The sequence below is a fragment of the Longispora albida DSM 44784 genome, assembly GCF_000379825.1.
Classification (GTDB): domain Bacteria; phylum Actinomycetota; class Actinomycetes; order Mycobacteriales; family Micromonosporaceae; genus Longispora; species Longispora albida.
Genome location: NZ_KB903833.1, coordinates 327,932 through 352,673 on the forward strand (window position 1 = coordinate 327,932; position 24,742 = coordinate 352,673).

Consider the following 24,742-nt stretch of genomic DNA (forward strand, 5'->3'; position numbering starts at 1 on the left):
GGGCTTCCGCGTCTGCGATCAGATTTCCGCTCACCGGGCCACCTCGCCTCAGATCAAGATCAAAGGCGAGGATCAAGCCTGCTCATACCGTGATGAGTTCGCGGGCGGTTTCGGGGGCTGGGAGGCTGTGGATCGTGGCGGCGGCGCGGATGCCCGACTCGAGAGCGCCCTGGATCCACGCGTGGTAGAGCGAGCAGTGCTCGCCCGCGAAGTAGATCCGGCCCTCCGGCGCCAGGATGTGCTTCTGCATCCGGGTCGCCTGGCCCGGCTCGAACTGCGCGAAGGCCCCGCCGGCGTAGGGATCGCTGAACCAGGCGTGTGACGCGCCCACCTCGAACTCCTCCCGGATCTCCGGATGGATCTTCGCGACGTCCTCCAGCGCCTCCTCGATCCGGTCCTTCTCGGACATCGAACCCCAGCGCAGCGCGTCCTGGCCCCAGGTGTAGCTGGCGAGCAGGATGCCGCGCTCGGAGTCCGGGTCGGCGGCCGAGGGGTAGACGACGCGGCGGATCGGCAGATCGGTGGCCGTCGTGCCGCCGACGATCCCGTACGGCTCGCTTTCCCAGAACCGCCGGCGCACCTGGAACAGGATCTTCGTCGACGCGTTGTACCGCAGCTCGCGGATCGCCTGCCGCTTGGACGGCGACAGGGCCGGGCTGACCTCGATGTTGCTGAGCACCGGGAACGGCAGCGTGCAGATCGCGTAGTCGCCGCGCTCGGAGAACCGGCCGGCCGCGTTGGCATAGTGGACAGTCACCCCGTCGGCGTCCTGCTCGATCGCCTTCACGGCCGCGCCGAACCGGACGCACTGCTCGATCCGCTCGTAGAACGCCCGGGCCAGCAGGTCCGTGCCGCCCTCGATGTACCTCATGTCCTCGAAGGACCGGCCGATCAGCTCGAAGAACTGCTCGATGACCGCGGTGTTCATGTTCTGCTCGCGGAAGCTGAGGATCGCGTACATCTCGATCGCGCCCTCCGACCAGCCCTTGTGCTCCAGGAACTCCCGCAGCGACATGTCGTCGTACTGCTGGACGATCCGCTCCCAGCCCGCCTGGCCAGCCTCGTCGTACGCCTGCTTGATCTCCGCCGTCGCCTCGTCCCACATCTGCATCCACGTCTTGCCGCGCTCGGCCTCGGTCAGCTGGAACGGCAGCCGCCCCGGGTCGGCGTCGGCGTCGGCGAACGTCATCGTCCGGCCGGCCACGTGCAGCAGTGTCCGCGCGTTGCCCATCACGAACGGCCGCATCTTCAGCCCGAACAGCTTGCAGTACTCCAGGGTCAGGGTGTGCACGCGCGGGATGCGCATCGCGCCGGCTTCCGCGTACAGGCCGGGGGCGAAGTCGCGCATCGTGTAGACCCGGCCGCCGACCCGGTTCTGGGCCTCCAGCACGACCGGCTCGTGGCCCTGCCGCTGGAGTTCGAACGCCGCGACCAGCCCGGCCATGCCAGCCCCGATCACGATCACCCGCTTCGGGTGCTGCTCGCGGCGGCCCAGGCCAGCGGTGACGACGTCGAGGATGGAGTCAGGTACCGGCGCGGCCGCGGCTGGCGATGGCCGCCCGCTGGGTTCTGGCAGTCCTCCGGCACCCGCTGGCAGGGCATTGGCTGGTTCGGACATGGCCGTCCCCCTCGACGCTCCGGCCGCCTGGGCCTGGCCCGGCCGCCGATCCGATCTTCCGGCTCTTCCGCCAGGGTAGGCTCGGCCGCGCGGCCGGTGGCCTGGTTCGCGGACTTTAGGGCACATTGGCGTTCCGGGTACACAAAATTGGGTTTTGCCAATTGCCCAGCCCAGCAGCTGGGACCCTGCCTTGACCGCCTCCCCGGCAGGCACCTAGGCTCAGCGCCACAACTGCACAAGCCCATGATCCCGGGCGGGAGAGACGGCCAGTCCCAATGGCCGCGCCGAAGGAGCAAGACTCCCCGCACACTCTCAGGCCCAGTTACCGCCCGGGTTAGGCAACTCTGGAAAGCAGTCCCGGTCACGCCGGGGCTCACCCACGGTGCAAGCCGCTCCCGGAAACGGGCGGTGAAGCTCTCAGGTTCCGATGACAGAGGGGGAGGCACACCCAATCGACCGTGGGAGCCTCCTGTGCGCACTGCACTGTATGAGCATCACCTGGCGCTGGGCGCGACGCTGACCGACTACGCCGGCTGGCGGATGCCCCTGCGCTACGGCAGCGAGACCGCCGAGCACCTGGCCGTGCGGGCCTCGGCCGGCATGTTCGACCTGGGCCACATGGGCCAGTTCGAGTTCACCGGCTGGCAGGCCGCCGAGGCGCTGGACTACGCGCTGGTCGGCAGGCTGTCGGAGCTCAAGCCCGGCCAGGCCCGCTACACCCTCATCTGCCAGGCCGACGGGGGCATCCTCGACGACCTCATCGTGTACCGGCTGGAGGAAGACCAGTTCATGCTGGTCGCCAACGCCGGCAACACGAGCCTGGTGCACGAGGTGCTGAGCGTGCGGCTGGCCGCCTTCGACGCCCAGGTCACCCGGATCGACCAGTCGCTCATCGCCCTGCAGGGCCCGAGCGCGGCCGGCATCCTCGCCCTGATCTGCGACGCGCACCTCGGCGGCCTGCCGTACTACTCGATCACCCCCGGCATGATCAACGACGTGCCGCTGCTCGTGGCCCGGACCGGGTACACGGGAGAGGACGGCTTCGAGCTGTACGTGCCAGCCGAGCACGCCTCTGCCGTCTGGTGGGCGCTGTCGGCGACCGGCGAGCCGCACGGCCTGCGCTCGGCCGGGCTGGCCTGCCGGGACACCCTGCGCCTCGAAGCCGGAATGCCGCTCTACGGCCACGAGCTGGACGCCTCCACCACCCCCTACGACGCCGGCCTCGGCCGGGTCGTCCGGCTCGACAAGCCCGGCGACTTCGTGGGCCGCGAGGCGCTGACGGCCGCCGCCGAGTCCCCGCGCAGGAAACGGCTGGTCGGGCTGGTGTCCAACGGCCGCCGCGTCCTGCGGGCCGGCCAGCCCGTCGTGGACGCCCGTACCCGCGAGCCGGTCGGCGAGGTCACCTCCGGGGCCGCGTCCCCGAGCCTGCGCCGGCCGATCGCGATGGCCTACGTGTCCACAGTGAACGCCCCGCTCGCCGTGGACATCCGCGGCACCCTCGAACCTGTCGACCTCAGTTCACTGCCGTTCTACCGAAGGAGCAAGTCGTGAGCCTGTCCTACACCGCCGAGCACGAGTGGATCACCGGCGACGAGCCGGCCACCGTGGGCATCACCCCGTACGCGGCGGAGGCGCTCGGCGACATCGTCTACGTGGAGCTGCCCGAGCCGGGCACCGAGATCACCGCCGGGGACACCTGCGGCGAGCTGGAGTCCACCAAGTCGGTCAGCGAGCTGTACGCCCCCGTCACCGGGGTCGTCGTCGCCCGCAACGAGGCCGTCATCGACGACCCTTCCCTGATCAACTCGGACCCGCAGGGCGAGGGCTGGCTGTTCCGCGTGGAGGTCAAGGAGGCCGGTGAGCTGCTCGACGAGGCGGCGTACCAGGCGCTGATCGCTTCCTAGTCCCGCTGTTTCCCGCCCGGCCGCTGCCTGACTCAGGCGGCGACCGGGCGGGCCAGGTTCCGGGCCAGCCGTTTCAGGCCGGCCCGCAGCAGCAGCGCGCCGAACGGGCGGAGCACCGGCCAGCAGAAGCCGACCACGGCCGGCACGTCCAGGGACTCGGCCCAGGTCAGCCTGGTCCGGTCGGCTGGCAGCCTGGTGCACTCCAGCAGGCCAGGGCCCTTGAGCTGCTTGCCGCAGTGCAGGACCTTGATCCGGTACGGCGCCTCCAGCTGGCCGACCCGCATCAGGTCGACCAGCCGGAACGGGCCCAGCGCCGTGACCGCCTCGACCAGGCTCCCCACCGTGCCGTCGCCCTCCAGGACCCGCACAGTGGTCAGCGGGACCCACTCGCCCTGCCGTTCCCAGTCCACGAGTGCCCCGTAGACCCGCTCCGGCGGCGCGTCGACCTCTAGCCGTGTGGAAACTTCCACCCTCATGCCGACAGACTATGGCTTCCCGCCCGGCCCCCGGCTATACATGGGCTACTCGGCACGGATCCGGGATCAACCCCAGCGCAGGCCTTCGGCGATCATCCGGGCATCGTCCAGGGTGAAGGAACTGCCGACGCTGATGACCACCTGCCGTCCGTTCCAGTCGTCGACCATCAGCTCCCACTGGGGCCGGCCCGGCGACGAGCGGTCCGTCCAGTAGGCGGTCCGGCCGCCGACGGTCGTGTTCGGCGCTCCCGGCGCGGGCCTCGTGTACTTGGGCATCTCCTCGATCCGCATGTCAGGGCTGAAGCCCAGGGTGGTGCTGGTGATCGCGCCCGTGTCGTCCACCATGCCCTGGCACGAGTACTGCGAGGGCCCCTTGGGCAACGCGGTCGCCGTGATCCGGGACTTGCATCCGACCACGGTGTCGAACCGGAGCCCGTTGGCCACCCGCATCACGGCCTCCTCCGAAAAGCCCTCGTACACCGTGACGGGGATCCCCGGATCCGCGACCCAGGAGACCGCGTACTTGGGGCGGTCCGGGACCGCGCGGCCCACGAAGAGCTTGGCTGGCTTGCCCCCGACGGTGGTGTCCCGCTCGAAGTCCGCTGCCGGTATGACGAACGCCTGCCTGCCAGCGCTCACGATCGTGCCGGTCAGGCCCGGCTTCGCGTCGGAGCGCCGCTCCACCAGTCCCAGCCGCTCCTCGCCCAGCTGGGAGGTGAACCCCGCCGTCATGCCGGGCGTCTGGAGTGCCGGGTCGAGCGTGAGGTGGACGAGCTGGGGATCCGAGCCGACCACCTTCGGGTCCTGGCTGGCGGGTACCTTGTCCCGCACCTGCGGCAGGTTCGGGAACACCTTCCCGGCCGGGGCCACCGAGGCGGGTGGCGTGCCGCTCTCCGGCAGCAGCGCTGGGACGGCGAGGCCGATGCCGAGTACCGCGACCGCGCCGAGCGCGACGGCGGTGTTGCGGCGGAGCCTGCGGGCCCTGCCCAGCCGGGTCGCCCCCGCGAGCAGCCCGGTCGTGTCGATCTCGCCGCCTTCGTGCGCGGTAAGGGTTCTGGTGATGTCCTGCTCGATGCTCACGGCTTTCCTCCTGTGACGGCTGGCACCTGCTGGTGCCGGAGCTTGGCCAGCGCACGGGAGAGGTGCACCCGAACGGTGGCCGGGGAGCAGTCGAGGATTTGCGCGATCGTCGTGTCGTCCAGGTCCTCGTAGTACCTGAGGACGATGGCCGCGCGCTGCTGACCGGGCAGTGCCCTGATCTGGCGCCACAGGGCGTCGCGTTCGGCCAGCGCGGACTCGGCGCTGGCGACCGGTACCGGTTTCCCGGGGTCCGGCAGGGTCAGCTCGCGGTGGGACAGGCGCCGCCACCACGAACGGTTCGCGTTGACCAGCATCTTGCGGACGTAGAGGTCAGGCTGGTCCATTCCGGCGATCCGGCGCCAGTGGACGTAGGCCTTGGCCAGCACGTCCTGCGCCAGGTCCTGCGCGCGGTCGTGATCACCGGTCAGCAGCCTGGCCAGGCGGACCAGGCTGGGCCCGCGGGTGGTCACGTACTCCTCGAACGTCACACCGCACATCCTCTCTGCTTCGCTTACGCGAGGAAGAAGGCGGTGAGGCCGCCGATCTGTTTACTCCCAGTCCCAGCGGATTCCGGAAATCCCCGGGGCGACGTCCATGCTGGCCATGTGGACGGTGCGGTGGCCGGTGACGGTGAGCTCCGTGCGGTCCACGTCCGGGCCGTCGATGAACTTCTTCGTGTACTGGTAGCAGCGCACCGGCAGCACCCCCGGCGCGAACCTGACCTGGATGACGAGCTGCCCGGTCGGGAAGCGCACCCCGCGGTGGTAGTCCCTGCACAGCACCCCGCTGCCGTCGCGGATCTCGTACTCCAGGATGTGCGTCTCCCCGATCCGCAGTGTCCGGTCGAAGAGGAGCTCCGCGACCACCAGCCCCTCCGGCAGGTCGCGCCGGGTGCGCCCGAGCCGGCAGTTCGCGACGGGCACGACGTGGATCTGGCTGGCGTCGCAGCCGGCGTCCCCGTGGAAGATCGTCACGTACCGGTCGACCTCCTGGTGCGCCTTCACCACGTGCAGGCAGCGGCGGCGCACGGCCGAGCGGTCCGGCCCGACCTCCACGTCCTCGAAGAGGCTCACGGTGTGCAGCCGCCCGTCCGGGCTGTCGAGGTCGGCGAGGATCCGGTCGAGCGCGGAGATCGGGGCGATCAGCTCCGCGTACCTGCGGGCACCGGCGGGCAGGCCGGCGCCACGGCCGCGCGGGCGGGGCGGGCCGAGCAGCACGGTCAGCGCCGACGGCGGCAGGCCGAGGATCTCCTCCAGCGCGCTGACGGCGCGCAGGGAGTCCTGCCGTTCGGGGCGGCGGCGGCCCTGCTGCCAGTACGAGAGGGTCGCCACGCCGACGTGCAGGCCCTGCTCGGCCAGCCGGAACTGGATGCGCTGGAGCGCCAGCCCCCTGGCCTCGATCGCGGCGCGCAGCGCCAGGTGGAAGGGGCCGCTGCGTAACACGGCCGTCAGGTCATCACGCCCCATCGACTCCGCCTCCCCAGACGTCCGGCCGGGCTGTGTGTACTCACGTTCACCGTTGTCGCGTTCACCGTTGTCTGTGAATGTTCACAGGGCAGCCACTTCCGCGCTACCCCTGAGCGTGCCCAATTCACTGAGTTCTCGCTGGTTGACGCTGTGGTGTTGTGCCGGGGGCCTGCCGGGCGGATCGTGTGCGCACCCCTTACTCCTACCCCTCAGGAGCAGTGATGACCCGCAGACAGCAGTGGGGCCGGGCGGCGGCACTCGCCATCGCCCTCGCCGCCGCGCTGGCCTTCCCGGCCTCGCCGGCCACGGCGGCACCAGCGGCCGGACCGGCGGCAGGCCAGGCTTCGGCGACTGCCAGCCAGGGCCTGCTCGCCTCGCGCAGGCTGAACATCACCCAGCAGGTCCAGCAGTACTCGAACTGGTGCTGGGCAGCGACCGGTAACTCGATCGCCGCCTACTACGGCTACTCCTACAGCCAGAACCAGTTCTGCAACCTGGCCTTCAACCGGTCGATGAACTCCAGCTGCCCGAACAACCAGGCGACGCTGGCCAACGACCAGGAGGCCTTCTGGGAGATCGGCATCGCGCCGGGCCGGTACGTGACCGGCTGGCTGTACTACAGCACCGTGCAGACCGAGATCAACGCCAACCGGCCGATCATGACCAGGATCCAGTGGTCCTCCGGCGGCGGGCACATGATGAACATCTACGGCTACGACACCGCGAGCAACTGGGTGTACTGGAGCAACCCGTGGGGTTCGAGCACCCGCTACAACTGGGGCACCCACAGCTACTACGTGAACAACAGCTCCTTCTCCTGGACCCACTCCCTGTACCAGATCGGCATGTGAGGACAGTGACCGTGACCATGCGCAGAATGCTTTTCGCGGGCGCGGGCGCAGTCCTCGCCGCCCTCCTGACCGCCAGCCCCGCCTCGGCCGCTCCCGGTGTGAGCGCGCCGGGCCAGGCCGATCTCGACGCCGCCCGTCAGGCAGCTGTGGCTGCCATGCCCCGGGCCAGCCAGTTCCTCGCGGCGGACTCCGCAACTGTGGCCGGTGACCCGGTCGCTGTCTTCACCCTCAACCCCGAGTTCGTCACGTCACCGAAGGCTCCCGTCGCGACGCTCGAATACGTGGCCACGACCGTCACCGGCGGCGGCAGGTCCGCGGCGGTGTGGACGGTCAAGAAGGACGGGGCGTGGACTGTCGTCAACATCGCCTCCGGCGGCGACGAGCAGGGCTACGCCTCTGCGGCCGGCGCCGGCGGGGTCGTGTTCCACGAGCCGCAGGTCAACGCCTGGTACGTCCTCCGTGGCGAGACGGTCAGCCCGCTCAACGCCGACGCCCGGGCCGCCGTCGGCGAGGGTAAGAGTGTTGCCGCGTACCAGAAGCTGGTCAGTGCCAGGTACGGCGACAAGCTGCCCGGGTCGGCCTACCATCGGTCCGGTAAGGCCGGTGGGTACGGCGAGGAGGCCGGCGGTTCCGGCTGGGCTCCGGCGCTGTGGCTGCTGGGTTGTGCCGCGCTGGCGCTCGTGGTGTTCGCGCCGCGGCTTCGTACCAGGTAGCGAGGCTGGTAACAGTCCAGCCAGGCCAGACGAAGATCAATAAACGGTGCTGTTCCCCGGTCGCGAGCCACGCGGCCGGGGTTCGGTCCCGTGGCCTGATTCGCATTAAATGCACAATCAGTGGGTACAGGCTGGTATATCCGGCTGCCGGCTGGCATGATCTGGCCGTGACAGCACGGTACCGGGCGGGGAGCCCTGACCGAGGCTACGCTGGTGTGATCAGGCATACGCCCACACCCTCGACGCCCGGGGAGCACGGGATGACGTTTGCGGTCGACGTTGCCGACCTGGGGGGCCGGCAAGTACTCATCACCGTCCAAGGTGAGATCGACTACGCGACAGCACCGGATCTCAGAACGTCCATCTCGGAGGCCATCGACCAGCTCAGCCCGGCGCGGATCCGGGTCGACCTGGCGCGGGTGACCCTGCTGGACTCCACGGGGATCGGGATCCTGGTCGTGGCCTACCGGATCAGCAGGCAGCTCGGCATCGAGTTCACTGTGCACAACCAGAATCCGCTCGTCGACCGGGTGCTCGCCGCGGTCGGCGTGCGCGACCTGCTGTGCCCGCCGGCCGGCGCGGCCCTCGTCCCCCGCTCCCGTACGGGGCAGGGCGACCGGGCCGAGGAGGCGATCTGAGGGCTTGTGCGGGAGAAATCCCAGGAGATCGTCAGCGTCAGATCCGGGTACAGTGAAGATCTGCCGTGCGCGTCGATCCATGATCGATTGATGGGTGGATTTGCCAGCCTTTGCCCACCCGGGAACCTTAAAATTGCCTTAGCAATATTCTGAGCTCTTTACTGAGCAGTCAGCTTCCGTACACTCAAGCCATGTCCGCTGTCGGGGGGTACGCGAGGGAGCGCGAAGCGTTGCAGGGCTTCGACTCCCCGGTCGAGCTGGCCAGGCACTACCGCCTCCTCGCCGAGCGGCTGCTGGCCGAGGGCCGGGCCGGAGAGGCCGCGGACGCGCTCCGCGCGGGGCTGCTGGCCATCGAGGCCGCCGGAGCCAGTTTCCTCCTCTGAGGACTCCTCAGCCCTCACACGTCGTCCCAGGTGAACAGCCGGGTGGCGAGGAAACCGACCACCAGGGCGAAGCCCAGCAGGATCCCCATCTCCGGCAGCACGCTCGTCCACGGCAGCCCCTTCACCATCACGTCCTGGATGCCGAGCACCGCGTGCCGCATCGGCAGGACACTGGCGACGTTCTTCAGCCAGGACGGTGCGTTGTCCAGCGGGAAGAACGCTCCGGACAGGAAAGCCATCGGCAGCACGATGAGGTTGGCCACGGCGCTGGCCGCCTCGCCGGTCTTCGTGAACGCCCCGGCCACCAGCCCGATCGACAGGAACGCCAGCGTCGCGCAGACGACCATCGGGATCGTCATCCACCACGTCGGCGAGAGTCTCAGCCCGAAGAACGGGATCGACGCCACCGCGACGAAGATGCCGGTCTGCGCCAGCGCGATCAGGATGCTGATCCACACCCGGGCGCTGACCACGGTGAACGTGCTCACCGGAGCCAGCCTGATCCGGCGCAGGATCTTCTTCCGCCGCCACTCGACCAGGGTCAGCGCCGCGCCGAACGTGCCGCCCATCGAGATCGCCCACGCGAGCAGCCCCGGCGTCAGGTACTGGATCGGCTTGAGGGAGGCGTCCTCGACCTGCTCCGCCGACAGCGTGAACTTCGGCGGGGCACCGGCCCGGTTCGCCTCGTCCACGATGGAACCGAGGATGCCCTGCACGATCCCGGCCTTCACCTGGTCGGCGGCCGAGTAGTGCACGACGAGCCGGTCGCCGTCCGCCTCGACCGCCGCCGCGTAGTCGCCCTTGCGCACGGCTTCGAGAGCCTTGGCCCGGTCGGGTTCCTTCGTGATGTCCAGGACCTTCGAGATCGAGGCCGGCGGGGCCTGGTCGAGCAGCGCTACCTGGCCGATCTCGGCGATCTTCGCCCTGGGCGTGCCCGGGTCCTTGAAGATCCCGCCGAACACGACCAGGAACATCAGCGGGAACAGGATCGTGAAGAACAGCGCCGTCCTGTCCCGGACGAAACCGCGCAGCATCGCGGTGGCCAGCGCGGCGAACCCGCCCCTCATGCGCGATACTCCCGCCCGGTCAGCTCCAGGAACACGTCTTCGAGCGTCGCACCCCGCACTTCCAGGCCACGCAGGGCATTGCGCTCGGCGAGGGCCGCGAGGACACCGGCCGGCTCCCTGGTCAGCAGGGTCAGGATCACGCCGTCGTCGGTCACCCGCTCCACACCGGACAGTTCACGGGCTGCGGCCTCGGGCAGCAGGCCGTGCTCGATGCTGATCCGCGTCGGGCTGTCCAGGCCCCGGACCAGCGCGGCCGGCGGGCCGGATTCGAGGATCCTCCCGTGGTCCATGATGGCCACCCGGTCGCAGAGCGTCTCGGCCTCGTCGAGATAGTGCGTGGTCAGGACGACCGTCCGGCCCCGGTGGTTGATGTCGCGCAGCAGATCCCACAGGTTGCGGCGCGCCTGCGGATCCAGCGCGGCCGTCGGCTCGTCCAGAAAGACAAGATCTGGATTGTGTACCAGCGCGCAGGCGATCGACAGCCGCTGCATCTGCCCGCCCGACAGCTTCTCGCACCGGGTACCGGCCTTCTCGGCGAGGCCGACGACGTCGAGCATCTCGTCGGCCCGGGCGGCGGGCACGCCGTACAGGGCGGCGAAGGTACGCAGCTGCTCGCGGGCCGTCAGCCGCTCGAAGAACGAGGAAGCCTGTAATTGCACGCCGATCCGGGGCAGCAGCCGCTGGTTACGCGGCCACGGCTGCTCGCCGAACACGGTGACCCGGCCCGAGTCCGCGGCCCGCAGCCCCTCGACGATCTCCAGCGTGGTCGTCTTGCCGGCCCCGTTCGGCCCGAGGATCCCGAAGAACTCGCCCTCCTCGACCACGAAGGACACCCCGTCGACGGCCTTGACGTCCTTGTAGTGCTTCCGGATCTCGTCGACCACGATCGTGGGCCCCATGCGCCTACTGTAGAGGCGATAAGCAGCCGCTGGCGGGCTACTCAGCAGACGTCAGCTCACGCAGCGCCCCGATGAGATCGCGCTCCCGGTTGTAGCCCCGCTCCGTGATGAGCCGGACAGCCTGCGCGGCAACATTCAGGTCCTCCGGAGTAGCGGCTTTCAGTAGCCCGGTGAGGTCCATGAGGTCCTGCGGCCTGAGCTTGTCGTCGCGCGCCAGCAGCTTCAGGGCAATCAGGTGGCCGATGGCCGCTACTGGCAGGATCAGGCCGCCCAAAACGTCCAGGCTCTCTGCCGCGTGCACGATCTCCAGCTCAATGCCCGAACTGGCGAACAGCAGGTCGATCGTAATGTCGACACTATCGACCGGTCGCGTGAGCCGGGCCAGCGCGAGCCGGCCGTTGTCGTGCTCTACCGAGCCGAGCAATCCGTAGCCGTGGGCTGTGAACCAGCGGACCAGTTCCTCCGCATCAACATCCCCGTGAACCATGACGGCAATGTCGATATCACTGGTGAACCTAGGATTCGCTCGCGCAGAGACCGCGAATCCGCCAATCAGTGCCCATCCGGAGCCAAGGCGTTCGAGATCGTCAGCGACGTGCCGCAGCGCGGCCCTCATCTCGTTCATGCGAACCGGTTCGAGGGCCTGCCAAAACCGCCCATCAGGGGCAGGGGCTTCGACAGTAGCCAGGCTTGGACCTCCGCAGTCACCTCTTCCTCGGAGATCGCTGGCTTAGTTCTCTTCAGGCGAGCACGCACCATCTCCTCGCCGACTTCAAACATGTCGAGGGCGAGGCGGAGACGGGCGGCCGGGGTATCTGCCATGGGGCAAGTCTATCGGCGAGCGGCTTACCCTAGGCCGCATGAGTGTTCTCCGGTGGGTTGATCGCAGGCAGTTGCATCCGACGCTGGTGGCCACGCCTGTGGTGGTGTTGCTGGGGGATGGTGTGGAGAGCGAGGAGTATCCGGCGCACCGGGTGCTGTTCGTGGACGCTGCCGGGGTTTCGGCTGTCGACGTGGCTGGGTTGCTGGAGGAGCTGAGTGTGGACGGGGCGGTGCTGCTGCGGGTCGGCTCAGGCGGGTGAGCCGAGGCGGCGGCGGGCCCAGGAGGCTCCGGCCACGCCGAGGAGGCCCAGTACGCCCAGCGCTGCCGCCCCGGCTGCCAGGGCTGCCGGGGACGCGGTGAGGGCCGCCGCTCCGATGGCAGCGTAGGCGAGGCTGCTGGGCGTCGCGCCGAGGAAACTGCCGGCGAGGAAGTCGCGGTACCGGGTGGCCGTCGTGCCGAAGGCGTAACTCATCAGGCCGTAGGGGGCGATCGGCAGCAGCCGGACGGCGAGCACGCCGAGGATCCCGCGGCGGCCGAGCCAGGCGTCGATCCGGGCCACGCGGACCCGGAGACGGGTACGGAGGCGGGTGTCGGCGGGGTCAGCCTCGGTACCGATCGAGCCGACGAACTCGCGGCCCAGGAGACGACCGGCTGCGAAGGCCAGCGAGGCACCCAGGAGAGCGCCAGCGAGAACGTAGACGCCGCCGGCCAGGGTGCCGAAGAGCAGGCCGCCAACGAAGGCCAGCACGGTGCGCGGGATCATCACGAGCGTCAGGACGGCGGCGCCGCCGACCGCGACGAACGGGGCGGCGGACCCCGTACCGGACGCGAAGGCCGTCAGGTCCTCGCGGGACGGCGGGCCGGTGATCGCCAGGGCTGCACCGAGCGCGGCGAGGGCGGCCAGGAGCACGGCGAACCGGACCGCCGCCCTGCGCTGGGGGCCGCCGGGTTCGGCTGGTGCTCGCATGGGGCAACCGTACCTGGGGGCCCGGAGGGGCCGGGCACGTGCTGTAACGCACGAATGCGCGGGGACGACATATGCACACGTGGAGGCTCAGCCAGTTTTCGTCGACCGTTCGGGCCGGCGGCATCGACGGTTCCGGATCGTGGCCGCTGGGGCCGGTGCGACGCTGATCCTCTTCCTCGGGCTGGTGGTGACCGGTGCGCTGGGCAGCAGCCCGCTCGGCATCCCGGCCTTCCCCGACCAGCCGAAGCCGACGCCGACTCCCGTACCGGCGGCTGAGGGTGCCGGGGCCGGTGCGGCCAGCCCCTCCCCCTCCGCGGCGAAACGGGCGGGCGGGACGGCGGGCGCACCGCGCGTGACAGGTACGCCGCAGGCGCCTGGGCAGGCGGGGTCCACGCCGTCCGGTACGCCAGAATCGCCTGGTCAGGGCGGGGATCACCGGTCGAGCCGCGCGCCGTCCAAGCCGCCGAAGCCGTGAAGCACGCCCGGAGGAAACCGCCTCGCGCGCACTGGTTCCTCTTGTTGCTCGGCATGCTGACGCTGCTGGCCGCGCTGAGCCTGCACGGCTACTCGGAGCACTGGGACGGGAAGGTCACCGCCCAGAACGCCGGGAAGGACGGGCCGGCCGCCGCATGGGTGACCGGGGGCGGGCCGGTGCTGCGGGGCGACGGGACGAGCCGGAAGATGCCGGAGAAGACCCTCGCGCTCACGTTCGACGACGGGCCGGACCCGGCGTGGACGCCGCAGGTACTCGACGTGCTGCGCAGGCACGGTGCGCACGCCACGTTCTTCGTGGTCGGCAGGCAGGCCGGGGAGCATTCCGGCCTGGCGGAGCGGATCGTGACGGAGGGCCACGAGATCGGCTCGCACACGTACAGCCACGCCAGCCTGGCCGGCCTGCCCTCGTGGCAGCGGGAGCTGGAGCTGAACCTCGCGGACAACGCGATCGCGGGGGCGACCGGGCGGCGCCCCGTGCTGTTCCGCCCGCCGTACTCGTCGACGCCGGGGGCGGTCAGCGTGGCGGAGTGGACGGCGTACCGGGACAACGGGCACCTGCTCGTACTCGCCGACCTCGACACCCGCGACTGGGAACGGCCGGGGGCCGACGCGATCGTCCGGAACGCGACGCCGCAGGGCACGGCCGGGGCTGTCGTGCTCATGCATGACGCCGGCGGGGATCGCAGCCAGACGGTGGCGGCGCTCGACCGGCTGCTCCCCCAGCTGAAGGCGCGCGGGTACAGGTTCACGACTGTGTCGGAGGGGCTCGGGCTGCCGGGGATGGCCGGCGCGGGTCTGGGTACAAAATCCAAGGGTGTGGCTCTGGCGACGGCCCAGCAGGGGGCCGGCGGCGTGGTGAGCGTGCTGGAGTGGCTGCTGGCGATCGGGCTGGGGCTGGGGACGCTGCGGGCGGTCGTGCAGTTCGGCGGGGCGTGGCTCCACAGGAGACGGTCGCGCCGGAAGCGGAGCCGGCCGGTGATGCACGATCCGGTCAGCGTGATCGTGCCGGCCTACAACGAGGCGGCGAACATCGGCCGGACGGTGCGGTCACTGCTGGCGAGCAACCACCCCGTCGAAGTGATCGTGGTCGACGACGGTTCGGCGGACAACACGGCGGAAATCGCCTACCGGGCCGGAGCCGTCGTGTTACGGCAGGCCAACGCCGGCAAGCCCGCCGCGCTGAACAACGGGATCACGCACGCCCGGTATGACCTGCTTGTCCTGGTTGACGGCGACACCGTGTTCGAGCCGGACGCCGTGCACAACCTCGTGCAGCCCTTCGCCGACCCCGGCGTCGGTGCGGTCTCCGGCAACACGAAAGTCGGCAACCGCGACGGGCTGCTGGGCAGGTGGCAGCACATCGAGTACGTGATGGGCTTCAATCTCGACCGGCGGCTGTTCGACATCGCGCAGTGCATGCCGACCGTGCCGGGCGCGATCGGCGCGTTCCGGCGGGAGGCACTCGGGCGCGGCGTGCCGACCGACACGCTCGCCGAGGACACCGACCTCACGATGGCGATCTGCCGGGCGGGCTGGCGGGTCGCCTACGAGCCCACGGCACGGGCCTGGACCGAGGTACCCGCGAGCATGCGGCAGCTGTGGCGGCAGCGGTACCGGTGGTGTTACGGCACGCTCCAGGCCATGTGGAAGCACCGGGCGGCGATCACGGCCGGCGGGCAGGCCGGGAAGCTGGGCAGGCGCGGCCTCGTGTACCTGCTGCTCTTCCAGACCCTGCTGCCGCTCGCCGCGCCCGCCGTCGACGTTTTCGCGATCTACGGCCTGGTCTTCCTCGACCCGTGGCGGATCGCCGCGATGTGGCTCGGGGCGTTCGCCGTGCAGTTCGTGCTGGCGGGGTACGCGCTGCTGCTCGACGGGGAACGGCTCAGGACACTCTGGTCACTGCCGTTGCAGCAGGTCGGGTACCGGCAGCTCATGTACCTGGTCACGGTGCAGTCGGTGGTCACGGCCGTGGCGGGCGCGCGGCTCGGCTGGCAGCGGATGCACCGGATCGGCGCGGCCGGGCAGGCCCTCGACGACGCCAGAGCCGGACGGTAGCCAACCAGGCGTTCCTCGCTCTCGGGGATGAGGGCGGGCACACCGGAAGTACGCCGCGAGACTGAGCCCGGCGGCCGGGCGGTCCGCCGCACCGGGGACGCGGCGCGGATCGCCGGCCGCGTACCCTCACGATGAATTCTTCACGGCTTCTTTACCCAGCGAGGGAATAGTGGCAACGCACGCGGCTGCACGGGCAGGCTGGACCCGCCGGGTACCAGGAGTCCTGGTCTCCATGCTGACGATCCTCGCAGTGCTGTGCGCACTGATGGCTCTCAGCCTGGTGCTCCGGGAGCGGGTCTACGGCGTCCGGCAGACCATCGAGCGCGTCTTCGTGCCCGTCCCGCCGAACCTGGCGTACGCGCTGTTCCTCGCGGTCCTCGCCGCAGCGGTGTCCCGGCGCAAGCGCGTCGCGTACTGGATCCTGCTGGGCTACCTCGCCGTCCAGATCGTCATCGACATCTTCAGCGCCGGGCTGCTGTTCTACTACAGCGAGAACCCGGCCGGGTTCATCAACGACTTCCAGAAGCCGCCGCCGCACTGGCTCGCCACGTCCGTCACCGCCAACGCCGTGCTGGCCGTCACCGGCATCATCGTGCTCTACCTGGCCCGCGACCAGTTCTACGCCCGCGTGCAGGCCGCGAGCCTCCGCAAGGCGCTCACGGTCTTCGGCGCGCTGGCCGCCGGCTTCACCGGGCTCGGGTACCTGCTGGTGACGGCGTTCCCCGGCTCGCTGCACGGCGGCGGTGACCGGCTCACGTGGGCGATGGAGCGCGTGCTGGGCGGGGCGATCAAGTTCGACATCGCCCGGATCGGCAAGGCGCCCGGCTGGGTGAACTTCCTGCTCGGCCTGTGCGGGGCCATCGCGCTGTTCGTCGCGCTGTTCACCCTGCTGCGTTCCCAGCGGGCGGCGGCGGTGATGTCGGCGGAGGACGAGCGGGCTGTCCGGCAGCTGCTCGCCGAGCACGGCGAACGCGACTCGCTCGGCTACTTCGCCACCCGCCGGGACAAGGTCGCCATCTTCTCGCCGAGCGGCAAGGCCGCCGTCACGTACCGGGTCGTGGCCGGGGTGTCGATCGCGAGCGCCGACCCGATCGGCGACCCCGAATCGTGGGGCCACGCCATCGACGAGTGGCTGCGCGAGGCGGAGAAGCACGCGTGGACCACGGCCGTCATGGGCGCGAGCGAGGCGGGGGCGACCGCGTACAAGCGGGCGGGCCTGCGGGTACTCGAACTCGGCGACGAGGCGATCCTGCACGTCAAGGAGTTCAGCCTGGACGGCCGCGACATGCGCGTCGTGCGGCAGGCCGTGAACAGGGTGGAGCGGGCCGGGTACACGGTCAGGATCCGCCGCCACGGCGACATCTCGGCAGCGGAGATGGCCAAGATCGTCGGCCTGGCCGACGAGTGGCGCGACACCGAGACCGAGCGCGGCTTCTCGATGGCGCTGGGCAGGCTGGGCGACCCGGCCGACAGCCGGTGCGTGCTCGTCGAGTGCCTGGGTGCCGACGGCAAGGAGTCCGCGCTGCTGTCGCTGAGCCCGTGGGGCGCGCGCGGCCTGTCGCTGGACCTGATGCGGCGGGACCGGTCGAGCGACAACGGGCTGATGGAGTTCATGGTCGCCTCGCTGATGGCCGCCTGCACCGGCCTGGGCGTGGACCGGGTCTCGCTGAACTTCGCCATGTTCCGCTCGGTGTTCGAGGAGGGCGCCCGGATCGGCGCCGGCCCGATCCTGCTGGCCTGGCGGCACACGCTGCTGTTCTTCTCCCGCTGGTGGCAGCTGGAGTCGCTCTACAGGTCCAACGCCAAGTACCACCCCGAGTGGGTACCGAGGTTCGTCTGCTTCTCCGAGCGCCGCGAGCTGATCCGGATCAGCCTGGCCTTCGGGATCGCGGAGGGCTTCGTGCCGGTACCGAGCCTGCCGCAGCTGTTCCGCAAGGGCCGGGAGGCCGTGGCGGCCGAGCGTGAGGTCTTCGACGTCGCCCCGGTCGCGCCCGCCCGGGCCGGCCAGGTGCTGAAGCGCCCGGAGCAGGTCCGGGTACGCCTGGCGAAGCTCGACCGGATCAAGGCGGCCGGCGTCGACCCGTACCCGCTGCTCGCCGAGCGGGGCACACCGGTCGCCGAGCTGCCGGGGCAGGGCGAGCCGGTGACGCTGTCCGGCCGGGTACTGCTCCTGCGCGACCACGGCGGCGTGTGCTTCGCGAAGCTGCGCGACTGGTCGGGCGACGTGCAGCTCCTGCTGACCGGTGACGCGATCGGCACCTGGAACTCCGACATCGACCTCGGCGACCACGTGCAGGTGAGCGGCGTCGTGACCACCTCGGAACGCGGGGAGCTGTCGGTGGGCGTGACACAGTGGACACTCGCCGCCAAGTGCCTGCACCCGCTGCCGGACAAGCGGCACGGGCTGACCGACCCGGAGGCGCGGGTGCGGCAGCGGTACGTCGACCTGGCCGTCAACCCGGCAGCCCGTGGCATGCTGGCCGCCCGTTCCGCCGCCGTGCACAGCCTGCGGAGCACGCTGATCGGGCAGGGGTACCTGGAGGTCGAGACGCCGATGCTCCAGGCGATCCACGGCGGGGCGAACGCGCGGCCGTTCACGACGCACATCAACGCGTACGACATGGATCTCTACCTGCGGATCGCGCCGGAGCTGTACCTCAAGCGGCTCGCGGTCGGCGGCGTGGAGAAGGTGTTCGAGCTGGGCCGGACCTTCCGGAACGAGGGTGTGTCGTTCAAGCACAACCCCGAGTTCACGATGCTGGAGGCGTACCAGGCCTACGCCGACTACGACACCATGCGCCTCATCGCGCAGGACCTGATCCAGAACGCCGCTGTGGCAGCGTGCGGGTCGATGGTGACAGCGAACGGTGCTGATCTGTCGGGTGACTGGCCGGTGCTCACGGTCAACGGGGCCATCTCGGCCGCGCTCGGCGAGGAGGTCACCGCCGACACCTCGGCCGACGTGCTCCAGAAGCTGTGCAAGGCAGCCGGGGTGCCGCTGAATCCGCAGTGGGGCCGTGGCCAGGTGATCCTGGAGATGTACGAGCGGCTCGTCGAGCACCACACCCAGCAGCCCACGTTCTACAAGGACTTCCCGACGGACGTGTCGCCGCTGACCCGCCAGCACCGTGACGACCCGAGACTGGCCGAGCGCTGGGACCTCGTCGCGTACGGGACGGAGCTGGGCACGGCGTACTCCGAGCTGATCGACCCGGTCGAGCAGCGGCGGCGCCTGACGGAGCAGTCGCTCCTGGCGGCCGGCGGCGACGCGGAGGCGATGGAGCTGGACGAGGACTTCCTGACCGCGCTGGAGTACGCGATGCCGCCGACCGGCGGGCTCGGGCTCGGCGTCGACCGGATCGTCATGCTGCTGACCGGCGGGACGATCCGCGAGACGCTGCCGTTCCCGCTCGTCAAGCCCCGGTAGTAGCGGTGCTGACCCGGGTCGTGCTGGTCCGGCACGGTGACTCCGTCCACAAGCGAGAACGCGTGCTCGGCGGGCCAGCCTCGTGCGGCGGGCTCACCCCGCTCGGCCACGATCAGGCCGCGCACCTGGCCGCCCGGCTGGCCAGCGAAGCGGAGAGCTGGGGCGAGGTCGCCGTATACTCGTCGGCGATCCGCCGGGCCGCCGAGACCGCAGCGCCGATCGCGGAATGGCTCGGCGTCGCCGCCGAGCAGGACTGCGGGCTGTGTACGTGGCACGTGCCGGAGCACGCGGACGGGATGCCGGTCGAGCGGTTCCAGCGGGAGTACGCGGCTGAGGGCGGTGGCGTGTTCCGGCCGTTCGAGCACGGGAACGAGACCTGGGCCGAGCTGGTCACGAGAGTGTCGGCGGCGCTCGTCGGCATCGCGGCCCGGCACCGGGGCTCGACGGTCGTCGTCGCCGGGCACGCGGAGACCGTGGCCGCCTCGTTCGGCGGGCTGGGCCTGCTCGGGCACTACTACCCGTTCGAGCTGGCCAACGTCCGCAACGCCGCGATCACCGAGTGGGTCACGGAGAACGACCCGGCGGCGTTCCCGCCGGCCCGGTGGACTCTGGTGCGGTTCAACGACGGCGGGTGAGGGTTTCCGGGCCGTGAGGGTTTCCGGGCCGGTGAGGCCGGGACCGCTGAGGCCGTTGGCCGTGTGCCGCGACGGGGGCTGCGGGTGCGGGGGCGCGGGATCGCTGTGGGCAGCCGGGGGCGGTTCGTCGCGGGTACAAAATCAGGCTTTTGTGTTTCTGGGTTGTGGGTCAGCGGGTGCCGCCGAGAGTGACCACGATGTGGCCTGCGACCGAGATGACGTACTGCTCGCGGGGCGCCGGCGTGCTGGCCAGCTCCGCCACGCCCTCGACCGTGATCGGGCGGCCGTCCGCCGTGTGGCCCTCACAGCTGGTCCGGACGGTCGACCAGTTGTCCGGCGAGGTGGACGTGCAGTGGAGGCGGCCCCGCACCGGTACACCCACATCCGCCAGGGCCTTCCCTGAACGGACAGCGACAGCGTTGCGGTAGGAACCCTCGGCGACGGTGTTCGCCGGATCGGCGCAGGACGCGGCGAGCAGCGGCAGGAGAAGGATGATCCGTCTCATGTGGACACCTCGCGGATCGCGGCCACCACGGCCTCCGGCTGGTCGACGTGCAGCATGTGCCTGCCGTCGGGGAAGACGATCTGGCGGCCGTTGAGCTCGGCGGCGAGATCGGCGTGCGCGACCCGCCACTTGTCGTCGGCGTCGCCGAGCGCGGTGAGCACGACGACCGGGATGTCGGGCATGGGATGGCTCTTGCGCAGGCTGAGCAGCTCGGCGGCCACGTCACGGTAGGCCAGGAACTCCTTGGCCGTGGCGGCGATCGTGCGGCCGGAGCCGTAGACCTGCCGGATCTGCCTGCGCGTCCCCGGGACGGCCTTGGTCGTGGTCTGGGCCTTGAAACCGAGGTTGCGCAGGGCCGGGCCGGCCAGCGGGGCCAGCGCGGCCGCGAGGACGAGCGTGAGAGCCGGTACGGGCTTGAGCAGGCCACCGTGCCACGTGGCCCGCGGGGAGATGTCCGGCTCGCAGCTCGGGTCGACCAGGACCAGGCCGCCGATCCGGTCAGGGTGCAGCCGGGCGAAGGCCTCGGCGTAGAAACCGCCCTGCGAGTGCGCCACGACCACAGGTCTACCTGCCGTCAGGGCCGCCAGGCGGGCCGCCTCGGCCTCCAGCGTCACCGGGCCCGCCTCCGGCTCGCTCAGGCCCAGGCCCGGGCGGTCGAAACGGATCGTGCGGCAGTCCAGCAGGGCCACGACGGGGTCCCAGTCGAACCAGGCCTCGCCGAGCCCGCTGGAGAAAACCACTTCCGGTGTACCGGAACCCTCCTCCACCACATGCAGCACAGTGGACGGTTCCGTGGTCGTCCTGGTTCGCAGCAGCGTGAACCCGAGCGCGGCGAGAAACACCGAAGCCGTCCCCACCTGTACCCGCTGGGCGACCCCCATCCAGTCGCCGTACAGCATCGCGGCCAGCGAGCCCACGACGGCGACCACCTCCACAGTGGCCAGTACCCAGCCCCAGCCGAGCCGCCAGCCCAGGCTCAGCCCGATCATGCCGGCCACGCCACCCGTGACGGCGACGCTGCTCGTGACGGTGTGCAGGTCGTGGCTCATCGAGACGTTGCCGGCCCGTTCGAGGAGGGCGCAGGTGGTGTCCTCGTACGGCGTGCAGTCCAGGCTGAACACCATGTCAGCGACCGTACCCGCGCCGAGCACCGCCAGCCCGAGGAAACCGGTGACAACCGGCCACGTCCACCTGCCCGGCCTGCTCAGCACCACGAGCAGCACCGCGAGGACGATGAGCACGCCGGCCGTGCTGTCCATCGCGGCGAAGAAGGAACGATGGGGCTGGTCGGAGGCGCTGTACGCGCTCACGTACCCGGCGCGCTCGTCGATCCCGGGGTTCAGCCACGGCCCGAGCACCCAGGCCGTGTAACAGACCGCGGCCGTGATCAGCGCCCAGCCGGCCACGCGCACCGGTACCTGGTCGTGGGTCATATCGGCCATCTTGCCGGGTGGCCGGGCACAGCTGGGCATCGGCCCGGCGTGTCGGGTGGCCGGGGCGGCGGGACGCGCGCCAGGGTGGGGCCATGCCGTATGTCGCAGCCATCGACCAGGGCACCACCTCCTCGCGGTGCATCATCTTCGACCACGACGGGCGGGCGGTCGCCACGGGCCAGAAGGAGATCACCCAGCACTACCCCCGGCCCGGCTGGGTCGAGCACGACGCCGCCGAGATCTGGGACTCCGTCGTGGAGGTCGTCGGCGTCGCACTCGCCAAGGCAGGCATCACAGCCTCCGACCTCGCAGCCGTCGGCATCACCAACCAGCGTGAGACCACAGTGGCCTGGGACGCCGCGACCGGCGAGCCCCTGCACCACGCGATCGTGTGGCAGGACACCCGGACAGCAGACCTCGTCGCCGAGCTGGCCGCGCAGGGCGGCGGGATCGACCGGTTCCGTGCGACGTGCGGGCTGCCGCTCGCCACGTACTTCTCCGGCCCCAAGATGCGCTGGCTCCTCGACCACCTCGGCCTGCGTGAACGCGCGGCGGCAGGCGAGGTCCTGCTCGGCACCATCGACACCTGGCTGCTGTGGAAGCTCACCGGCCGCCACATCACCGACGTCACCAACGCCAGCCGCACCATGCTCATGTCCCTGGCCAGCCTCGACTGGGACCCGGCCCTGCTGGAAGCCTTCGGCGTGCCCAGGGCCGCGCTCCCCGAGATCGTCCCGTCCTCGGAGATCTACGGAAAAGCCAAGGGCATTCTCGACGGTGTACCGGTCGCTGCGGCCCTCGGCGACCAGCAGGCCGCGCTGTTCGGCCAGACCTGCTTCTACCCCGGCGAAGCCAAGAACACCTACGGCACCGGCAGCTTCCTCCTGCTCAACACCGGCACGACAGCCGTGCACTCGTGGCAGGGCCTGCTGACCACAGTGGCCTGCCAGCTCTCCGGCCAGCCGGCCACCTACGCCCTCGAAGGGTCGATCGCGATCACCGGGGCGCTCATCCAGTGGCTCCGCGACAACCTCGGCCTGATCTCCTCAGCCGACGAGGCCGAGGAGATCGCGGCCAGCGTGGCCGACACCGGCGGCGCGTACATCGTGCCGGCCTTCTCCGGGCTGTTCGCCCCGCACTGGCGGGCCGACGCGCGGGGGGTGATCGTGGGGCTCACCCGGTACGTGACGAAGGCGCACCTGGTGCGGGCCGCCCTCGAATCCACGGCCTGGCAGACCCGGGAAGTGGCCGACGCGATGGCCGGGGACGCCGGAGTCGCGCTGACCGAACTGCGGGTGGACGGGGGCATGACCGCGAACTCGCTGCTGCTCCAGCTCCAGGCTGACTTCCTCGGCGTACCCGTCGTCAAGCCGGCCATCACCGAGACCACAGCCCTCGGAGCCGCCTACGCCGCAGGGCTCGCCGTCGGCTTCTGGCCCACGCTGGACGACCTGCGCAGCCGCTGGCGGGCCGCGGCGACCTGGGTACCCGCCATCGAACCCGACGACAGGGAAGCCCGCTACGCCCAGTGGCGGAAGGCCGTGACCCGGACGCTGGACTGGGTGTAGGTACACAAAAAAAGAAGGGTGCGCGCGAGACAGAGCCCCTCAACCCTGTGCCGCGCGCACCCCCCACCTGGGAGTGTGGCTTCTAGTTCGGCTTTTCGCCAATCGTGATGGTGACTGTCTGCTGCTTTCCCTCGCGGTCGACGGTCAGCGTCAGCTTGTCGCCGGGTGCCGCGGACTGGATGCGCGAGATCAGCTCGGCGCTGCCCTTGATGGACTTGCCGTTGACCTGGGTGATCACGTCGCCCTGCGCCAGGCCGGCGCTGGCGGCCGGGCCGCCGGCCTCCACGCTCTGGACCAACGCGCCGCCCTTGTCGGAGTCGACGACCTTCACCCCGGCGTAGGGCGTGGCGACCTTGCCGCCCTTCATCAGCTGCTCGGCGACCTTCTTGGCCTTGTTGCTCGGGATCGCGAACCCGACACCGATGTTGCCCTTCGAGTCGCCGGAGGTGGCGATCGCGGTGTTGATGCCGACCAGGCGGCCGGCCGCGTCGACGAGCGCGCCACCCGAGTTGCCGCTGTTGATCGCGGCGTCGGTCTGGAGCAGCCCGGAGAGCCGGTTGCCCTGCTTGGGCCGCTCGAACGGCGAGTTCTGCCCGCCGCCCTCGGTGATCGTGCGGTCCTTGGCGCTGATGATGCCGCCGGTGACGGTGCCTTCGAGACCGAGCGGGTTACCGACGGCGAGCACCGGGTCTCCGACCTTGATCGCGTCGGAGTCGGCGAACTGGAGCGCCGTCAGGTTGTCGGTGTTGTCCACCTTGAGGACAGCCAGGTCGTTGCTGGCGTCGGCGCCGACGAGCTTGGCCGGCACGGTCTTGCCGTCGTTGAACGTGACGTTGATCTGACCGCCGGCCCCGTCGATGACGTGGTTGTTGGTCAGGATGTAGCCGCTGGAGTTGAAGACGACACCCGAACCGGAGCCGGTCGGGGTCTTCACGCCCACCACGGCAGCCTGGACCTTGTCCACGACGCCGGCGAAGGACTCCTCGTTGGTCACGGCCCGGCCGGAGGACGTGCTGATCGGGCTGCGGACATCCCCGTCACCGAGCGCGAAGCCGACCACGCCGCCGACCGTACCCGCGGTGAGGGCGATGATCAGGGCCGCAGCCGTCCCCGCGAGGATCTTCGGCAGCGCGCTCTTCTTCTTCGGCGCCTGGAAGGCCGGCGGCACCGGGTTGCCCGGGAAGTACGGCCCGCCCTGGTTGTACGGGCCGCTGACCGCCGGGAACTGGCCGGTCTGCGTGCCGTGCTGCCCCGGCGTCCCGTGCTGCCCGAACGGGCCGGGCTGCGCGGGGGCCGGGCTGACCGGCGGCTGCACCCACGCGCCGGGCTGCGGCACGGTCTCCACCGGGCTGATCGGCGGGATGACGGCCGTCGCGTCGGGGGCCGGGGCCTCGGGGCTGGTCTCCCGGGCGACCTCTGCCGGGGCCTCGGAGGCACCCGGCCCGAGGTCGCCCCGGAGCGTCTCGGAGCGCTCTGCCTGGTGCCTGACGGCCTCGGCGAGCTGCTCGGGGGTGACCGCCTGCGGCTCTGCGGGGCTGATGGCCTCCGCGGCGCTGGCGGCGGGGATGACCTCGGTGACATCCGGGGTCACGGGAGTCCCGGCGGCCTGCGAGGGGCCTGCCGTCTCCGGCTGCGCGTGACCAGCGGCGGGCTCCGCCGGGGTGGCCTGCGGTTCGCGTTCGCGGTTCTCGTCGCTGCTCATGTTCATAAGACTGAGGGACGAAGCTTGACTCTGCCTG

At 70.6% G+C, this 24,742-nt stretch carries 25 protein-coding genes and 1 riboswitch; of the genes, 12 read left to right on the forward strand and 13 right to left on the reverse strand.

Annotation, left to right across the window (positions count from 1 at the left end):
* Positions 1-82: 82 nt before the first annotated feature.
* Complete coding sequence (locus tag A3G1_RS0119180) at positions 83-1,618, reverse strand: flavin monoamine oxidase family protein (RefSeq protein WP_018351100.1); 1,536 nt, start codon at positions 1,616-1,618, stop codon at positions 83-85.
* Between the two features lie 244 nt (positions 1,619-1,862).
* A riboswitch (glycine riboswitch) is annotated at positions 1,863-1,956 on the forward strand.
* A gap of 133 nt (positions 1,957-2,089) precedes the next feature.
* Between A3G1_RS0119180 and gcvT the strand changes: the two genes are divergently transcribed.
* Together gcvT and gcvH are read left to right on the forward strand one after the other, a co-directional pair.
* The gene (gene gcvT, locus A3G1_RS0119185; protein WP_018351101.1) at positions 2,090-3,169 is read left to right on the forward strand and encodes a glycine cleavage system aminomethyltransferase GcvT; all 1,080 of its coding nucleotides are present in this window, start codon (positions 2,090-2,092) and stop codon (positions 3,167-3,169) included.
* Positions 3,166-3,522: a glycine cleavage system protein GcvH gene (gene gcvH / locus A3G1_RS0119190; RefSeq protein WP_018351102.1), complete on the forward strand. Its 357-nt coding sequence runs from the start codon at positions 3,166-3,168 to the stop codon at positions 3,520-3,522. The genes gcvT and gcvH overlap by 4 nt, the downstream gene beginning before the upstream one ends.
* A gap of 32 nt (positions 3,523-3,554) precedes the next feature.
* Here the strand turns inward: gcvH and A3G1_RS35615 are convergent, their stop codons facing one another.
* The 4 genes from A3G1_RS35615 to A3G1_RS0119210 all read right to left on the reverse strand — a co-directional run bounded on the left by A3G1_RS35615 (position 3,555) and on the right by A3G1_RS0119210 (position 6,544).
* Positions 3,555-3,998: an SRPBCC family protein gene (locus A3G1_RS35615; RefSeq protein ID WP_040478836.1), complete on the reverse strand. Its 444-nt coding sequence runs from the start codon at positions 3,996-3,998 to the stop codon at positions 3,555-3,557.
* Positions 3,999-4,064: 66 nt separating this feature from the next.
* Complete coding sequence (locus A3G1_RS0119200) at positions 4,065-5,078, reverse strand: hypothetical protein (protein WP_018351104.1); 1,014 nt, start codon at positions 5,076-5,078, stop codon at positions 4,065-4,067.
* Positions 5,075-5,566 carry a SigE family RNA polymerase sigma factor gene (locus tag A3G1_RS0119205; RefSeq protein WP_018351105.1) on the reverse strand — a complete coding sequence of 164 codons (492 nt, stop codon included), beginning with the start codon at positions 5,564-5,566 and terminating at the stop codon, positions 5,075-5,077. The genes A3G1_RS0119200 and A3G1_RS0119205 overlap by 4 nt, the downstream gene beginning before the upstream one ends.
* 60 nt (positions 5,567-5,626) lie before the next feature.
* The gene (locus tag A3G1_RS0119210; protein ID WP_018351106.1) at positions 5,627-6,544 is read right to left on the reverse strand and encodes a helix-turn-helix domain-containing protein; all 918 of its coding nucleotides are present in this window, start codon (positions 6,542-6,544) and stop codon (positions 5,627-5,629) included.
* 221 nt (positions 6,545-6,765) lie between these two features.
* Between A3G1_RS0119210 and A3G1_RS0119215 the strand changes: the two genes are divergently transcribed.
* The 4 genes from A3G1_RS0119215 (at position 6,766) to A3G1_RS0119230 (ending at position 9,129) form a co-directional block, all read left to right on the forward strand.
* Positions 6,766-7,395: a papain-like cysteine protease family protein gene (locus A3G1_RS0119215; protein ID WP_018351107.1), complete on the forward strand. Its 630-nt coding sequence runs from the start codon at positions 6,766-6,768 to the stop codon at positions 7,393-7,395.
* 17 nt (positions 7,396-7,412) lie between these two features.
* Positions 7,413-8,108: a hypothetical protein gene (locus A3G1_RS35620; RefSeq protein WP_083937009.1), complete on the forward strand. Its 696-nt coding sequence runs from the start codon at positions 7,413-7,415 to the stop codon at positions 8,106-8,108.
* 260 nt (positions 8,109-8,368) lie between these two features.
* The gene (locus tag A3G1_RS38745; protein WP_018351109.1) at positions 8,369-8,746 is read left to right on the forward strand and encodes an STAS domain-containing protein; all 378 of its coding nucleotides are present in this window, start codon (positions 8,369-8,371) and stop codon (positions 8,744-8,746) included.
* 191 nt (positions 8,747-8,937) lie between these two features.
* A complete protein-coding gene (locus A3G1_RS0119230; protein ID WP_018351110.1) occupies positions 8,938-9,129 on the forward strand; it encodes a hypothetical protein in 192 nt (63 codons plus the stop codon).
* 14 nt (positions 9,130-9,143) lie between these two features.
* Here A3G1_RS0119230 and A3G1_RS0119235 read toward each other — a convergent pair whose 3' ends face one another.
* The 4 genes from A3G1_RS0119235 to A3G1_RS35635 are packed head-to-tail and all read right to left on the reverse strand — an operon-like array spanning position 9,144 to position 11,917.
* Positions 9,144-10,196, reverse strand: a complete 1,053-nt coding sequence (locus A3G1_RS0119235; protein WP_018351111.1) for an ABC transporter permease — start codon at positions 10,194-10,196, stop codon at positions 9,144-9,146.
* Positions 10,193-11,095, reverse strand: coding sequence for an ABC transporter ATP-binding protein (locus A3G1_RS0119240; RefSeq protein WP_018351112.1), 903 nt, complete (start codon positions 11,093-11,095; stop codon positions 10,193-10,195). Before A3G1_RS0119240 ends, A3G1_RS0119235 begins: the two co-directional genes overlap by 4 nt.
* Positions 11,096-11,132: 37 nt before the next feature.
* On the reverse strand, positions 11,133-11,720 hold the full coding sequence (locus A3G1_RS35630; protein ID WP_018351113.1) for a nucleotidyl transferase AbiEii/AbiGii toxin family protein: 588 nt from the start codon (positions 11,718-11,720) through the stop codon (positions 11,133-11,135).
* Complete coding sequence (locus A3G1_RS35635; protein ID WP_018351114.1) at positions 11,717-11,917, reverse strand: hypothetical protein; 201 nt, start codon at positions 11,915-11,917, stop codon at positions 11,717-11,719. The genes A3G1_RS35630 and A3G1_RS35635 overlap by 4 nt, the downstream gene beginning before the upstream one ends.
* A 38-nt stretch (positions 11,918-11,955) precedes the next feature.
* Between A3G1_RS35635 and A3G1_RS0119255 the strand changes: the two genes are divergently transcribed.
* Entirely contained in the window at positions 11,956-12,177 is a 222-nt protein-coding gene (locus A3G1_RS0119255) for a hypothetical protein (protein ID WP_157641230.1), read from the forward strand.
* On the opposite strand, the gene A3G1_RS35640 is transcribed toward A3G1_RS0119255, so the two are convergent.
* On the reverse strand, positions 12,166-12,885 hold the full coding sequence (locus A3G1_RS35640) for a TVP38/TMEM64 family protein (RefSeq protein WP_018351116.1): 720 nt from the start codon (positions 12,883-12,885) through the stop codon (positions 12,166-12,168). The two genes, A3G1_RS0119255 and A3G1_RS35640, sit on opposite strands and share 12 nt — an antisense overlap.
* A gap of 139 nt (positions 12,886-13,024) precedes the next feature.
* Between A3G1_RS35640 and A3G1_RS0119265 the strand changes: the two genes are divergently transcribed.
* The 4 genes from A3G1_RS0119265 (at position 13,025) to A3G1_RS0119280 (ending at position 19,497) form a co-directional block, all read left to right on the forward strand.
* Positions 13,025-13,360 (forward strand): hypothetical protein, encoded by a 336-nt coding sequence (locus A3G1_RS0119265; RefSeq protein ID WP_018351117.1) that lies wholly within the window; start codon positions 13,025-13,027, stop codon positions 13,358-13,360.
* Between the two features lie 53 nt (positions 13,361-13,413).
* A complete protein-coding gene (locus tag A3G1_RS0119270; protein WP_051110589.1) occupies positions 13,414-15,435 on the forward strand; it encodes a bifunctional polysaccharide deacetylase/glycosyltransferase family 2 protein in 2,022 nt (673 codons plus the stop codon).
* 169 nt (positions 15,436-15,604) lie between these two features.
* A complete protein-coding gene (gene lysX, locus A3G1_RS0119275; protein WP_245563530.1) occupies positions 15,605-18,862 on the forward strand; it encodes a bifunctional lysylphosphatidylglycerol synthetase/lysine--tRNA ligase LysX in 3,258 nt (1,085 codons plus the stop codon).
* A 5-nt stretch (positions 18,863-18,867) separates the two neighbouring features.
* Positions 18,868-19,497, forward strand: a complete 630-nt coding sequence (locus A3G1_RS0119280) for a histidine phosphatase family protein (protein WP_018351120.1) — start codon at positions 18,868-18,870, stop codon at positions 19,495-19,497.
* Positions 19,498-19,666: 169 nt separating this feature from the next.
* On the opposite strand, the gene A3G1_RS0119285 is transcribed toward A3G1_RS0119280, so the two are convergent.
* Entirely contained in the window at positions 19,667-20,002 is a 336-nt protein-coding gene (locus tag A3G1_RS0119285; RefSeq protein WP_018351121.1) for a hypothetical protein, read from the reverse strand.
* Positions 19,999-21,435 carry an alpha/beta fold hydrolase gene (locus tag A3G1_RS41465; RefSeq protein WP_018351122.1) on the reverse strand — a complete coding sequence of 479 codons (1,437 nt, stop codon included), beginning with the start codon at positions 21,433-21,435 and terminating at the stop codon, positions 19,999-20,001. The genes A3G1_RS0119285 and A3G1_RS41465 overlap by 4 nt, the downstream gene beginning before the upstream one ends.
* Before the next feature lie 92 nt (positions 21,436-21,527).
* Between A3G1_RS41465 and glpK the strand changes: the two genes are divergently transcribed.
* Positions 21,528-23,003, forward strand: a complete 1,476-nt coding sequence (gene glpK, locus A3G1_RS0119295) for a glycerol kinase GlpK (RefSeq protein WP_018351123.1) — start codon at positions 21,528-21,530, stop codon at positions 23,001-23,003.
* Between the two features lie 82 nt (positions 23,004-23,085).
* Here glpK and A3G1_RS35650 read toward each other — a convergent pair whose 3' ends face one another.
* Positions 23,086-24,705 (reverse strand): S1C family serine protease, encoded by a 1,620-nt coding sequence (locus A3G1_RS35650; RefSeq protein WP_018351124.1) that lies wholly within the window; start codon positions 24,703-24,705, stop codon positions 23,086-23,088.
* Positions 24,706-24,742 lie beyond the last annotated feature (37 nt).

Excerpts from the sequence above, each read along its gene's own strand:
- A3G1_RS0119285 (WP_018351121.1), bottom strand. The coding sequence starts at position 20,002 with ATGAGACGGATCATCCTTCTCCTGCCGCTGCTCGCCGCGTCCTGCGCC.
- A3G1_RS0119270 (WP_051110589.1), top strand. The coding sequence starts at position 13,414 with ATGCTGACGCTGCTGGCCGCGCTGAGCCTGCACGGCTACTCGGAGCAC.
- glpK (WP_018351123.1), top strand. The coding sequence starts at position 21,528 with ATGCCGTATGTCGCAGCCATCGACCAGGGCACCACCTCCTCGCGGTGC.
- A3G1_RS35640 (WP_018351116.1), bottom strand. The coding sequence starts at position 12,885 with ATGCGAGCACCAGCCGAACCCGGCGGCCCCCAGCGCAGGGCGGCGGTC.
- A3G1_RS35620 (WP_083937009.1), top strand. The coding sequence starts at position 7,413 with ATGCGCAGAATGCTTTTCGCGGGCGCGGGCGCAGTCCTCGCCGCCCTC.
- A3G1_RS0119180 (WP_018351100.1), bottom strand. The coding sequence starts at position 1,618 with ATGTCCGAACCAGCCAATGCCCTGCCAGCGGGTGCCGGAGGACTGCCA.
- A3G1_RS0119255 (WP_157641230.1), top strand. The coding sequence starts at position 11,956 with ATGAGTGTTCTCCGGTGGGTTGATCGCAGGCAGTTGCATCCGACGCTG.
- A3G1_RS35630 (WP_018351113.1), bottom strand. The coding sequence starts at position 11,720 with ATGAACGAGATGAGGGCCGCGCTGCGGCACGTCGCTGACGATCTCGAA.
- A3G1_RS0119210 (WP_018351106.1), bottom strand. The coding sequence starts at position 6,544 with ATGGGGCGTGATGACCTGACGGCCGTGTTACGCAGCGGCCCCTTCCAC.
- A3G1_RS0119235 (WP_018351111.1), bottom strand. The coding sequence starts at position 10,196 with ATGAGGGGCGGGTTCGCCGCGCTGGCCACCGCGATGCTGCGCGGTTTC.
- A3G1_RS35615 (WP_040478836.1), bottom strand. The coding sequence starts at position 3,998 with ATGAGGGTGGAAGTTTCCACACGGCTAGAGGTCGACGCGCCGCCGGAG.
- A3G1_RS0119215 (WP_018351107.1), top strand. The coding sequence starts at position 6,766 with ATGACCCGCAGACAGCAGTGGGGCCGGGCGGCGGCACTCGCCATCGCC.
- A3G1_RS41465 (WP_018351122.1), bottom strand. The coding sequence starts at position 21,435 with ATGACCCACGACCAGGTACCGGTGCGCGTGGCCGGCTGGGCGCTGATC.
- A3G1_RS0119240 (WP_018351112.1), bottom strand. The coding sequence starts at position 11,095 with ATGGGGCCCACGATCGTGGTCGACGAGATCCGGAAGCACTACAAGGAC.
- A3G1_RS0119230 (WP_018351110.1), top strand. The coding sequence starts at position 8,938 with ATGTCCGCTGTCGGGGGGTACGCGAGGGAGCGCGAAGCGTTGCAGGGC.
- A3G1_RS35635 (WP_018351114.1), bottom strand. The coding sequence starts at position 11,917 with ATGGCAGATACCCCGGCCGCCCGTCTCCGCCTCGCCCTCGACATGTTT.
- A3G1_RS35650 (WP_018351124.1), bottom strand. The coding sequence starts at position 24,705 with ATGAGCAGCGACGAGAACCGCGAACGCGAACCGCAGGCCACCCCGGCG.
- A3G1_RS38745 (WP_018351109.1), top strand. The coding sequence starts at position 8,369 with ATGACGTTTGCGGTCGACGTTGCCGACCTGGGGGGCCGGCAAGTACTC.